The sequence below is a fragment of the Bacillus sp. JJ664 genome, from assembly GCF_036962205.1.
Taxonomy (GTDB): Bacteria; Bacillota; Bacilli; order Bacillales; family Bacillaceae_G; genus Gottfriedia.
Genome location: NZ_JBALMS010000039.1, coordinates 1 through 12504 on the forward strand (window position 1 = coordinate 1; position 12504 = coordinate 12504).

9 protein-coding genes, 9 tRNA genes and 1 rRNA gene are annotated in these 12504 nt (G+C 34.5%); all 19 read left to right on the forward strand.

From position 1 onward, the window contains the following. Positions 1–103: 103 nt before the first annotated feature. The 19 genes from rrf to V7056_RS06640 all read left to right on the forward strand — a co-directional run bounded on the left by rrf (position 104) and on the right by V7056_RS06640 (position 12482). Positions 104–219, forward strand: a 5S ribosomal RNA gene (gene rrf / locus V7056_RS06550). Positions 220–229: 10 nt separating this feature from the next. Beyond that, positions 230–304 (forward strand) — tRNA-Asn (locus tag V7056_RS06555). Between the two features lie 8 nt (positions 305–312). Further along, positions 313–385, forward strand: a tRNA-Thr gene (locus V7056_RS06560). A 20-nt stretch (positions 386–405) separates the two neighbouring features. Then, positions 406–480 (forward strand) — tRNA-Glu (locus tag V7056_RS06565). Between the two features lie 10 nt (positions 481–490). Further along, positions 491–566, forward strand: a tRNA-Val gene (locus V7056_RS06570). A gap of 17 nt (positions 567–583) precedes the next feature. Then, positions 584–668: transfer RNA gene (locus V7056_RS06575), tRNA-Tyr, on the forward strand. Positions 669–676: 8 nt separating this feature from the next. Next, a tRNA-Gln gene (locus tag V7056_RS06580) sits at positions 677–751 on the forward strand. A gap of 45 nt (positions 752–796) precedes the next feature. Further along, positions 797–869: transfer RNA gene (locus V7056_RS06585), tRNA-Lys, on the forward strand. A gap of 14 nt (positions 870–883) precedes the next feature. Beyond that, positions 884–958 (forward strand) — tRNA-Gly (locus V7056_RS06590). Positions 959–978: 20 nt separating this feature from the next. Continuing rightward, positions 979–1054, forward strand: a tRNA-Ala gene (locus V7056_RS06595). Between the two features lie 232 nt (positions 1055–1286). Beyond that, positions 1287–2186 carry an arginase gene (gene rocF, locus V7056_RS06600; protein ID WP_499700410.1) on the forward strand — a complete coding sequence of 300 codons (900 nt, stop codon included), beginning with the start codon at positions 1287–1289 and terminating at the stop codon, positions 2184–2186. Between the two features lie 192 nt (positions 2187–2378). Continuing rightward, the gene (gene cdaA / locus V7056_RS06605) at positions 2379–3197 is read left to right on the forward strand and encodes a diadenylate cyclase CdaA (protein ID WP_499700412.1); all 819 of its coding nucleotides are present in this window, start codon (positions 2379–2381) and stop codon (positions 3195–3197) included. Next, positions 3190–4473 carry a CdaR family protein gene (locus tag V7056_RS06610; protein WP_499700414.1) on the forward strand — a complete coding sequence of 428 codons (1284 nt, stop codon included), beginning with the start codon at positions 3190–3192 and terminating at the stop codon, positions 4471–4473. The genes cdaA and V7056_RS06610 overlap by 8 nt, the downstream gene beginning before the upstream one ends. A 13-nt stretch (positions 4474–4486) precedes the next feature. Next, entirely contained in the window at positions 4487–5830 is a 1344-nt protein-coding gene (gene glmM / locus V7056_RS06615) for a phosphoglucosamine mutase (RefSeq protein WP_499700416.1), read from the forward strand. Between the two features lie 538 nt (positions 5831–6368). Further along, entirely contained in the window at positions 6369–8171 is a 1803-nt protein-coding gene (gene glmS / locus V7056_RS06620) for a glutamine--fructose-6-phosphate transaminase (isomerizing) (protein WP_499700418.1), read from the forward strand. Positions 8172–8992: 821 nt separating this feature from the next. Further along, the gene (locus V7056_RS06625; protein ID WP_499700420.1) at positions 8993–10126 is read left to right on the forward strand and encodes an NAD(P)-binding domain-containing protein; all 1134 of its coding nucleotides are present in this window, start codon (positions 8993–8995) and stop codon (positions 10124–10126) included. A gap of 14 nt (positions 10127–10140) precedes the next feature. Further along, positions 10141–10590 carry a MarR family winged helix-turn-helix transcriptional regulator gene (locus V7056_RS06630; RefSeq protein ID WP_499700422.1) on the forward strand — a complete coding sequence of 150 codons (450 nt, stop codon included), beginning with the start codon at positions 10141–10143 and terminating at the stop codon, positions 10588–10590. 14 nt (positions 10591–10604) lie between these two features. Beyond that, positions 10605–11102, forward strand: coding sequence for an arsinothricin resistance N-acetyltransferase ArsN1 family A (locus tag V7056_RS06635; RefSeq protein WP_499700423.1), 498 nt, complete (start codon positions 10605–10607; stop codon positions 11100–11102). Positions 11103–11114: 12 nt separating this feature from the next. Further along, positions 11115–12482, forward strand: a complete 1368-nt coding sequence (locus V7056_RS06640) for an NAD(P)-binding domain-containing protein (RefSeq protein WP_499700425.1) — start codon at positions 11115–11117, stop codon at positions 12480–12482. The last annotated feature ends 22 nt before the right edge of the window (positions 12483–12504 follow it).

Consider the following 12504-nt stretch of genomic DNA (forward strand, 5'->3'; position numbering starts at 1 on the left):
AGTTTTGAAGGTATAAAATGGAATAACATTCCAAGAAAATCTTCAAAAAATGTTGACTTTGATTGATATTTTGATATAATAATCATTGTCCAAAGAAAATAAATCAGGTGATTAAGGCGAAGAGGTCACACCCGTTCCCATACCGAACACGGCAGTTAAGCTCTTCAGCGTCGATGGTAGTTGGGGGTTTCCCCCTGTGAGAGTAGAACGTCGCTTGGTTCAAAACCATTCCGCAGTAGCTCAGTGGTAGAGCACTCGGCTGTTAACCGAGTGGTCGTAGGTTCGAATCCTACCTGCGGAGCCATTTTTTATGCTTCCATAGCTCAGCAGGCAGAGTACTTCCATGGTAAGGAAGAGGTCACCGGTTCGAGCCCGGTTGGAAGCTTGGGAAAAACTTATACATATGGCCCGTTGGTCAAGCGGTTAAGACACCGCCCTTTCACGGCGGTAACACGGGTTCGAATCCCGTACGGGTCACCATTTATATTATGGAGGATTAGCTCAGCTGGGAGAGCACCTGCCTTACAAGCAGGGGGTCGGCGGTTCGAGCCCGTCATCCTCCACCATTTAATTTAATAACTCCGGAGGGGTAGCGAAGTGGCTAAACGCGGCGGACTGTAAATCCGCTCCCTGTGGGTTCGGCGGTTCGAATCCGTCCCCCTCCACCATTTATTGTTGGGCTATAGCCAAGCGGTAAGGCAACGGATTTTGATTCCGTCATGCCCTGGTTCGAATCCAGGTAGCCCAGCCATTTTTTTTACACAATTTCATTCAAATTGATCGTAATATTCATTACGAGCCATTAGCTCAGTTGGTAGAGCATCTGACTTTTAATCAGAGGGTCGAAGGTTCGAATCCTTCATGGCTCACTCTTTTTTTTTATGCGGAAGTAGTTCAGTGGTAGAATACAACCTTGCCAAGGTTGGGGTCGCGGGTTCGAGCCCCGTCTTCCGCTCCATTTCTGTATAAATATATAATGGGGCCTTAGCTCAGCTGGGAGAGCGCCTGCCTTGCACGCAGGAGGTCAGCGGTTCGATCCCGCTAGGCTCCACCAATATACATAAAGTGTTACCTTAGTCTTTTGACTAAGGTTTTTTTTTGTCTAAAAACATAAAATATAGAAGAGAAAAATGCATATGTATACAAAAAAATGTTGAGTTGACCCATTCGTTTCAAAAGATTTAAACTATTAGTATAATTAATAACTTTAAGAATCTAATTTAGGGTTCTTTATTTAAAAAATAAAGTAAGCGTTTTCTTACGTAATTGACATAGGGGGAAATAACATGAAAAAAGAAATTTCGATCATCGGCGTACCATTAGATTTAGGTCAAACAAGACGTGGAGTAGATATGGGACCAAGTGCAATTAGATATGCACAGCTTCATGAACGTATTGAAAATCTTTCATATAATGTTGAAGATTTAGGGGATATCTTAGTAGATCGTACATTAGTAAAAGAAGATCACACTGAACATAATCTAAAAAACTTAAAATCAGTAAAAGATACTTGCGAAAAGCTTGCAGTTGAAGTTGATGAAGTTATTAAAAATAACAGAATGCCTTTAGTGTTAGGTGGAGATCACAGTATTGCGATTGGTACATTAGCAGGTGTTTCAAAGCACTATAATAATTTAGGTTTAATTTGGTTTGATGCTCATGGAGATTTAAATACAGCAGAAACTTCACCATCTGGAAATATCCATGGTATGTCACTAGCTGTGTCATTAGGTCATGGACATGATTTATTAACGAAGATTGGTGGTTACTTTCCTAAAGTAAAACCAGAGAATGTAATCATTATAGGAGCTCGTGATCTTGACGAAGGTGAAAGAGCTATAATTAAGGAATTAGGCATTAAAGTCTATACAATGCATGAAATTGATAAATTAGGTATGACAAAAGTGATGGAAGAAACAATTGACCACTTAAAAGGCTGTGATGGTGTACATTTATCATTAGACCTTGATGGTTTAGACCCGATTCATGTACCTGGTGTTGGTACGCCTGTTCCTGGTGGGATCACTTACAGAGAGGGTCATTTAGCAATGGAAATGTTATCAGATTCAGATATCATTACATCAATTGAATTTGTAGAGGTTAATCCAATCTTAGATGAAAAAAATAAAACAGCAATCGTGGCTGTGGCGTTAATTGGATCATTACTTGGAGAAAAATTATTATAAAACAAATAATTATATGTTATAACTGTAAAGCTAGCATGATTTGCTAGCTTTTTTTCATTTATATTTCATTGTAATATCACATATTTAAATAATTGTTAAGATAGTTAATAATTCTCAAATTTTGTGTATAACGAAAATATGGTATAATACTGAAGATACGGGTTTTAAAATTAATAATTAGGAGGGTAAAAGGTGCCTTCTTTACATATAAATTTTTTACAATACTTACAAAATGGATTAGATATATTATTAGTTTGGTTTGTTATATATCGACTAATTATCATTATACAAGGGACAAAGGCTGTTCAATTATTAAAAGGTGTTACGATCATAATCGTTGTGAAAGTATTAAGTAGCTTATTTGGCTTACATACATTGCAATTTTTAATGGATCAAGCACTAACATGGGGATTCTTAGCAGTAATCATTATCTTCCAACCAGAGCTAAGAAGAGCATTAGAACAACTTGGTAGAGGTCGCTTTTTCTCAAGAACTTCTCCTGGTGGTGGAAATGATCGAACCGACGTAGTGGAAAGCATTGCAAAAGCTACTGAATACATGGCAAAACGAAGAATAGGTGCTCTTATATCGTTTGAAAGACAAACGGGTATGGGGGATTATATTGAATCAGGTATCCCACTAAATGCTAATTTATCATCAGAACTGCTCATAAATATTTTTATTCCAAATACACCATTACATGATGGTGCAGTTATTATTCAAGGCGAAAAAATTACTGCAGCAGCATGTTACCTACCGCTTTCAGAAAGTGCATTCATTTCTAAAGAGCTAGGTACAAGACATAGAGCGGCAGTTGGTATTAGTGAAGTAACAGACAGTATTACCATTGTTGTTTCCGAAGAGACAGGGGCTGTTTCAGTTGCAAGGAATGGGAACTTATATAGAGAATTATCAAAAGATGAACTAGTAAATTTATTGAATACGGAACTAAAATCACCAGAAGAGTCCACTACATCAAAATGGAATTGGAAGGTAAAACGTAATGGATAATTTTATGGATAACCGTTGGATTTTAAGAGGAATCGCATTATTAGTTACTTTATTACTTTTTATGTCTGTTAATTTAGTTCCACAATCGAGTAGTTCCAATATTATTGATCTACCCATGATGAATAAAAAAGAGCTACTTAGAGATATTCCTGTAACACCGATCTATGATCAAGAAAATTTAATTGTAAATGGAATTCCAAAAACTGTATCAGTACAGTTAGATGGTCCCAATAGTATCGTTAAAACAGCTGAAATGAAAAGAGATTTTGAAGTTTACATTGATCTAACGTCTTATGCTTTAGGGACATATGAAGTACCTTTAAAAGTGCGCAATTTATCAGAAAAGATTAAAGCGACGATCAAACCAAGGACTGTTACAGTTACGATTAAAGAAAAAGTAGAAAAAGTAGTCTCAATAAAAGCTGTTTATATAAACGAAAACAAAATTAAACATGGCTATAAAGCAGAGGACGCCATTATTAAACCAAATGAAGTAAAGATAGTAGGATCTGCTGAGGAAGTAGCCCAAGTTTCATACGCAAAGGTAGATATAGACGTATCAGACGCAAATCAAACGTTTAGTCAGGTACTTCCTGTGAAACTATATAATAAAAAGGGTACACAATTAGCGATCAGTAGTGTCCCAAAGAATGTTGAAGTAACTGTCCCAATTGTTTCACAAAGTGCTTATTTTCCGATTGAGATTATCGAAAATGGTACTTTGCAGGATGGGTTAAAATTAAAAAGTATGATAACTAATACTGATGAAGTTAAGATATATGCATCTGAAGATTGGTTAAATAATTTTAGAGGACCGATTCAGGTGCCAGTTGATTTATCATCATTTGATAAAAGTGGTACATACGAAATTACTGTTCCAACACCAGATGGTGCTTTTAAAGTTGATCCAAGTACAGTAGAGGTTGTAGTTGAATTAGCAAAAGAAACAGAACAAAAATTTAGTGATATACCAATTCAATTTACTGGAGAAAATGACAATTTTACATATAAAATTTCGAAACCATCTTCAGGTAAGGTAACAGTCTCTGCAAGGGGATTTGATGAAGATTTAAATGCAATAGATCCGAAAGATCTTATTATCACTGCAAAAGTAAGTGGTTTAGAAGCGGGTACACATGAAGTAACACTATCGATTAGTGCGCCAGAAGGTGTAATTTATAGATTAAATTACGATACTGTGATCGTTGAAATAACGGATAAGAATACGGCCGAATCTGATAAGGATACAGAAATAGTAGGACAATCATCGAATTAGAAGGAGAATCATAATGGGTAAATATTTTGGAACTGATGGTGTAAGAGGGGTAGCAAACAAGGAGCTAACTCCAGAGTTAGCATATAAAATTGGACGTTGCGGTGGATATGTTTTAACAAAAAATAATGTGAAACCAAAAATTTTAGTAGGCCGTGATACGCGTGTATCAGGACATATGTTAGAAGGTGCACTAGTAGCTGGTTTACTATCGATCGGTGCAGAAGTAATGCGTTTAGGTGTTATTTCGACTCCTGGAGTTGCATATTTAACAAAAGCATTAGGTGCACAGGCTGGTGTTATGATTTCAGCTTCTCACAATCCTGTAGAGGACAATGGAATTAAGTTTTTCGGTCCTGATGGATTTAAATTATTAGATGAGCAAGAAGATGAAATTGAAGAACTTATGGATGCCGAAGTAGATAAATTGCCAAGACCAACAGGAAGTGACCTTAGCCAAGTTAGCGATTACTTTGAAGGTGGTCAAAAGTACTTACAATTCCTTAAAAATTCAATTGATGAGGACTTCTCTGGTTTATTAGTTGCTCTTGATTGTGCTCATGGAGCTACATCTTCATTAGCACCTTATATCTTTGCGGACTTAGAAGCAGATATCGTAACAATGGGAACAAACCCAAATGGATTTAATATAAATGACGGCGTAGGTTCGACTCATCCAGAAGCACTTGCAGCGTTAGTAAAAGAAAAAGGTGCCGATGTAGGTTTATCATTCGATGGCGATGGAGATCGTTTAATTGCAATTGATGAGAATGGTGATATCGTTGATGGTGATCAAATCATGTATATTTGTGCGAAGTATTTAAATGAAAAAGGACGCTTAAAACAAAATACTGTTGTATCGACTGTTATGAGTAACTTAGGCTTTTATAAAGCTGTAGAATCTAATGGGATGAAAAGTGCAGTAACTGGTGTAGGTGACCGTTATGTGATGGAAGAAATGAGAAAAAATGGATTTAACCTAGGTGGAGAACAATCAGGTCATATCATTTTCTTAGATTATATTACGACTGGTGATGGCATGTTAAGTGCTATTCAGCTTGTAAACATCATGAAAGAAACTGGTAAAACATTATCACAATTAGCTGGAGAAATGAAAAAATATCCACAATTATTGATTAATGTTCGTGTTACAGATAAAAACGAAGCTTTGAACAACGAACGAATTAAAGCAACAATTGAAGAAGTAGAAGCTGAAATGAATGGTAATGGTCGTATTTTAGTACGTCCTTCAGGTACAGAGCCATTAATTCGTGTAATGGCAGAAGCTCCTTCAGCAGAAGAATGTAAATTATTTGTTGAAAGAATTGTATCTGTTGTAAAAGAAGAAGTAGGCGAATAATAAATTAAATTTTATATGCATAGATGAGCACTAATGTGTCCTTCTATGCATATTTTTGTTATATAAGCGGCTATACTTTCAAAACTTCCAAAAAAATTTTTGTTGACCATGACTTTTGAATTATAGTATAGTTGTTTTATTGTTTTCCTAACATGAGAGGAGGATATGAATTATTAAAGGTTTAAACAAAGCGCCAGAACTACACAGGACGAGAATGTGTAGTTGACGAGGTGGAGTTTTATCGAAGTTTCGGCGGATGACTCCCGGTTGATGTATCACAACCGAAATTATTTACGTAAAACACGCGGGTGACCGAGTGGACAAAAGTAAATAATCTGATGCACCGTTTAAAAATTATAAAATGAACTCGCTAATTGCGATAATACGAAAGGTAGGTGGATATTGCTTGTAAGTCCTCTACCGCTATTAAACATGACGAGGGAATCGAAAATTAAATAATAAACGGTTAGGGAAACAGCATTCCATTCCTAGGCAACTTTTGTACGTCTTGTTGAGGACTTACTAAGCAATAGATATTATGTGTGGAATCGTTGGATATATTGGAAATAATAATGCTAAAGAAATTTTGTTAAAAGGTTTAGAGAAATTAGAGTATCGTGGATACGATTCTGCTGGGATTTCTCTTTTAACAGATAATGGTGTAGAAGTTTATAAAGAAAAAGGTAGAATTGCAATTTTACGTGAAGCTATTCCAGCAAAGGCAGACGGGCATGTTGGGATCGGACATACTAGATGGGCTACACACGGAGCTCCAAGTAAACGTAATGCGCATCCTCACCAAAGTTCTACTGAACGTTTTACACTTGTTCATAATGGTGTTATTGAAAACGATGTACAGTTAAAAAACGATTATTTAAATGACTTTAACTTTACTAGTGATACTGATACTGAGGTTATCGTACAGTTAGTAGAGCTTCATATTAAAAAAGGTTTAACAGTTTTAGAAGCATTTACAGCAACACTAAAACTTCTAAAAGGTTCTTATGCAATTGCATTGTTAGACAAACAAAATGAAGACGTAATCTATGTTGCAAAAAATAAAAGCCCACTTCTTGTAGGTGTTGGTGAAGAATTTAATGTTATTGCTTCAGATGCAATGGCAATGTTACAAATTACTGATCAATTTATCGAGTTACATGATAAAGAGGTAATTTTAGTATCAAAAGACGAAGTTCAATTAATGGACTTAAACGGTAATAAAATTGAGCGTGCTCCATATACAGCTGAAATTGATGCTAGTGACATTGAAAAAGGAACGTATCCTCATTTCATGTTAAAAGAAACTGATGAGCAACCATTAGTAATTCGTAACATTATTCAAAAGTATCAAAATGAAAATGGCGAACTTGTAATAGATAGCGAGATTAAAGCAGCTCTAGCAGAAGCAGATAGATTATATATCGTTGCTTGTGGAACTAGTTACCATGCTGGTTTAGTGGGTAAACAATTTATCGAAAAAATGGCTGGTGTTCCTGTAGAAGTGCACGTTGCTAGTGAGTTTTCTTACAATATGCCATTACTATCAGAAAAACCATTATTTATCTACATTTCACAAAGTGGTGAAACGGCTGATAGCAGAGCGGTATTAGTACAAACAAATAAATTAGGCTATAAAGCAATTACGATTACAAATGTTCCAGGATCTACATTATCTCGTGAAGCTAACTATACACTTCCATTACATGCAGGTCCTGAAATCGCTGTAGCATCAACAAAAGCATACACAGCTCAATTAGCAGTATTAGCAATCGTAGCAAATGACTTAGCAAAAGCTAAAGGTAAAGTTGTTAACTTTAACCTTGTAAAAGAATTAGGTATCGTAGCAAATGCGATGGAATCTATTTGTGGTCAAAAAGAAGAAATGGAGAAAATTGCATCTGAATTCTTAGCAACTACTCGTAATGCATTCTTCATCGGCCGTAACGTTGACTACTTCGTATGTTTAGAAGGTGCTTTAAAATTAAAAGAAATTTCTTACATCCAAGCAGAAGGATTTGCTGGTGGAGAATTAAAACACGGAACAATTGCTTTAATTGAAGAAGGTACGCCAGTAGTAGCATTAGCAACTCAAGAGGCAGTAAACTTAAACATCCGTGGAAACGTAAAAGAGGTTGTAGCTCGTGGAGCAAACCCATGTATTATCTCAATGGAAGGTTTAGAAATGGAAGGTGATCGCTTCGTACTACCAAAAGTACAAGAAGAATTATCACCAATCTTATCTGTACTACCATTACAATTAATTTCTTACTACGCAGCATTACACCGTGGTTGTGACGTTGATAAACCACGTAACTTAGCGAAATCTGTTACAGTTGAATAATATTTTTTTGAAGAATGTTCGATATGTAAAAGGACAATAAAGTTGGAAAGTTCATTGTAAGTTAGAAAAAATTCACATTAATGTTATTGGGAAACATTTTAATTATTTCATTAAATAATGTGTTGGGAGTTGGATAAAATGAACAACTTTGAAAATGAAAATATTCCAACAAAAGAAGATTTTCATGTAAGTGAGATAGATGAGCGTGTAGTAATAAGAAAACCAATTAAATAAAGTTTATAAAAAACAGCTTGTTAGATGCAAAATCCTAGCAAGCTATTTTTTATAATAAATATCTTTAAAATGCTAAAATGACTTAAAAAAATGGATATTTTTCACAAAAAATACTGACTTGATTAAACGAAAATTTGATAATTACGTTAAAATCAACATACGATTGTGAAGGATTACACTTAAACTAAATGGCAGATTAGTTTAAGTGAAAACTTTCACAAATAGTTGCGTATTTTAATATTTGTAAACCATAAATTCATCCTCGTTTTTCTACGATTAGACAAATTATTATTGTAGGTAGTAATTTATTTTAACATTAATTAGAAGTATTTAAACTTAACTGATAAGTAGTAGCATAATTTCAGGAATCGATGATAATTGATTCCTTTTTAAGTATTTGGCAGTTTTTGGTTTCTTTTTGTTTATAAATACTTAAAATACATATTTTCACTTAAATCAAAAAAAATGATTAATTTTAATTGCAAAATGCAAATAAATAGAATATAAATATATTATAAACAGTATAATAAACACATGAATCTAATTATTTTTATTTGAAAAATGCAATTAAAAGGGAGAGGTTAGATATGTTGGATGTAATTATTATTGGTTCGGGACCATTTGGTATTTCGTTAGCAGCCCATGCAGTTAGTAGTAATCTGGATTACAAATTATTTGGCTATCCGATGGATTTTTGGAAAAATACAATGCCCCAAGATATGTTCATTCGTACACCACATGAATTTGTCAGTTTTTCAGATGCAAAAAATGAACTTACTGTTCAACAATTCTCATACGAAACGGGAGTTGAACTTGTAACTCCATTACCTAGACCTATATTTGTAGAATATGCAAATTGGTTTTCTGAAAAGGCAGGAATTGAATTTACAACTGAATTAATAACAAATGTTGAAAAAAAGGATGAATTTTTTGAGGTAACTTCTGAAAGTGGTGATCTATATCTAACTAAAAATGTAATTGTTGCCACTGGTGTAGAACATTATAAATATCTACCTGAATTTTTAATTAAATTTCCAACACACCTTGTTTCCCATACTTCAGGATATACCGACTTCTCTAAATTTAAAGGCAAAAAAGTAGTGGTTCTAGGAAGTGGTCAAAGTGCTTGGGAAGCAGCTGGTTTACTTTATAGAGATGGTGCAGATGTCGAATTAATTTATCGTAAAGAAGGACCAAATTATGCAGGCAGTAGGGAAAATGAAATTGCTCTTCGAGACCTCGGGGATATTTTCTTTAATTTATCATTAGAAGAAAAAAAGGAAGGATGGGGTCAATCACCAGGAAGTGTTGCACATTTCTTAAAACCTTATGTTGAAGGCCTAGTACCTCAAATAGGAGAAGTAAGTATTGAACAAATAAAACAGATAAGCGATGAAGATCTTCTTATCTCCTTATCTAATGGGTTAGAAAAAACAGTTAATCATGTTATTGCTGCAACAGGTTTCCGCATCAATATAGAAAAGGCTCCATTTTTTGATCAGGAATTAATATCTATGATTGAAAGAGAAGAGGATTATAAACAATTTCCAAAATTGAACGATTCATTCGAATCGAGTATACCTGGTCTTTACTTTGCTGGTCCGTTGTCTTCGCATAGTCATGGACCAACATTTCGATTTATTTTAGGATTAAAAAAGACAGCATTTTCGATTGTTCCTTCAATAGTTAGGAAAAGAGAAAATAGCTTAGTTAAAAAATAAGGTTGGTGTTTTATATGAGAAATTCATTTCAAGCAATTGTCCGAAGTTTTGGTTTACTAAATAAAACATGTTGTTCAGTAGATGGTGTAGACGTATCTGTAATTCAAAGTCACATTCTTTACGAAATTGAAAATAATGAAAGGCCTTCTATCCAACAACTAGCAGACTTATTAGGGATTGACATTACTACGTTCAGTAGACAAATCCAAACATTAGTAAAAATGGAGTTAGTAACTAAAGTAGCTTCAAAGTTGGATAAAAGATCTTTTATTTTAGCGTTAACTGAAAAAGGTCAAAAAGTAGCAAAAGGAATAGATAAACAAGTGAATGGATATTTAGAAAATATTTTCAATGAAATGACAGACTTTGAACGTGAAACGACTCAGAGTGCAATTAAATTACTTGCTGACGTTATGACTAAATCGCCAATTTGCTGTGCAACTAATGATGATAGTAAATGTTAAGAGAGGTGTATAAAGTGGATAATTTAATTATTCGTATCGCTTCTACTACTGATATTGATGATATTCTTCAGATTTATAATGAAGGCATTATTGATCGTATTGCTACATTAGAAACAACATTAAAAGATAAGTCATATATGATGGAATGGTTTGACAGTCATTTAGGGCGGTATAAAGTTATTGTTGCTGTACTACAAGATAAGGTAGTAGGGTGGGCAAGTTTAAATCAATATAATCCTCGTGATGCATATAGAGGGGTTGCTGATTTATCAGTCTATATAAAAAAGGAATTCCGTGGTAAAGGCATAGGTGGAAAACTTCTATCTTCAATTGAAGAGCATGCAAAAGATAATGAGTTTCACAAGATGGTTTTATCTACATTCCCTTTTAACCAACTAGGGCAAGGTTTATATAAGAAAAATGGATTTCGCGAAGTAGGCGTATTTCAAAATCAAGGCTTGCTAGACGGTAAATATGTTGATGTTATGTTGATGGAAAAATTATTATTTTAGGAGGAATAGATTATGGTGAAAGTACAAGAAAATTCACTTCCTGTTGCAATTATTGGTGGAGGACCAGTAGGCCTTGCTGCAGCAGCAAACTTATTAAAAAAAGGTGAGGATTTTATACTCTTTGAATCTGGTAGTGAAGTTGGATCAAGCATACTTGAGTGGGGTCACGTAAGAATGTTTTCTCCATGGGAATACAATATAGATAAAATTGCAAATGAATTACTTGAGGAAACAGGCTGGAAGTCACCTAATAAAGATCTGCTTCCTACGGGTAGCGAACTAGTTAATGAATATCTGTTACCTTTAAGTAACCTTAAAGGGATTAAAGAAAGTATTATCTTGAACGCAAAGGTAGTAGGAGTTAGCAGAAAGGGAATCGACAAACTAAAATCTGCGAATAGAGACAATGTTCCTTTTCAGTTGTTTGTTGAAGTTGAAGGAGATATAACAGTATTTGAAGCAAAGGCTGTTATCGATTCATCAGGTACTTGGAGAAATCCGAATCCAACACTTTCAAACGGAATATGGACTAATTCAGAACGATCATTAAAAGAAAAAATCTATTACGGTATTCCAAATGTTGACGAACTAAAAAACCGATATATAAATAAAACAATTATGGTGATAGGTAGTGGACATTCAGCTATTAACTCTCTATTAGACTTCGCGAATATAAAGGAAAACAATTCTGATACACAAGTATATTGGGTACTACGTAAAAAACATATTAAAGAAGTATATGGTGGTCAAGAAAATGACGGATTACAAGCACGTGGAGAACTAGGGATAAAGATTCAAAAATTGGTAGAATCCGGACAAATCAAAATTATAACACCGTTCTACATCACTAAACTAAAAGAAGTTGATGGGAAAATTAGTGTAACAGGAGAATTAAATGGGGAAGAAGTTACAATAAGTGATATAGATGAAATTGTTGTAAACACAGGTTTTAGACTTGATGATTCATTTCTTAAGGAAATACGATTAAGTATAGATTCAGCTGTTGAAAGTGTAGAAGCACTTGCTCCACTTATTGATCCTAATATTCATAGTTGCGGAACTGTTAGACCTCACGGAGAAAAAGAATTACGACAACCTGAAAAGGACTTTTATATTGTTGGAATGAAAAGCTATGGGAGGGCACCAACATTTTTACTTGCAACTGGATATGAACAAGTCCGATCAGTTGTAGCTTATTTAACGGGGGATTTAGTAGGAGCTAAAGAAGTTCATTTAGAATTGCCTGAAACAGGTGTATGTAGTACGAATTTAGTGACTAGCTGTTGCGATGGGGAAAGGGAAAAACAAAATGTAGAAACAAGCTCTTGTTGTAGTGTACCTGTAAAAATTGAGATCAAAAAGAATTCTTGTTGCGGATAATAAGGAAGACCAGTCTGAAAAA

Bases quoted from the DNA above. Each gene is read 5' to 3' on its own strand.
- rocF (WP_499700410.1), top strand. From the start codon at position 1,287: ATGAAAAAAGAAATTTCGATCATCGGCGTACCATTAGATTTAGGTCAA.
- V7056_RS06610 (WP_499700414.1), top strand. From the start codon at position 3,190: ATGGATAATTTTATGGATAACCGTTGGATTTTAAGAGGAATCGCATTA.
- glmM (WP_499700416.1), top strand. From the start codon at position 4,487: ATGGGTAAATATTTTGGAACTGATGGTGTAAGAGGGGTAGCAAACAAG.
- glmS (WP_499700418.1), top strand. From the start codon at position 6,369: ATGTGTGGAATCGTTGGATATATTGGAAATAATAATGCTAAAGAAATT.
- V7056_RS06625 (WP_499700420.1), top strand. From the start codon at position 8,993: ATGTTGGATGTAATTATTATTGGTTCGGGACCATTTGGTATTTCGTTA.
- V7056_RS06630 (WP_499700422.1), top strand. From the start codon at position 10,141: ATGAGAAATTCATTTCAAGCAATTGTCCGAAGTTTTGGTTTACTAAAT.
- V7056_RS06640 (WP_499700425.1), top strand. From the start codon at position 11,115: ATGGTGAAAGTACAAGAAAATTCACTTCCTGTTGCAATTATTGGTGGA.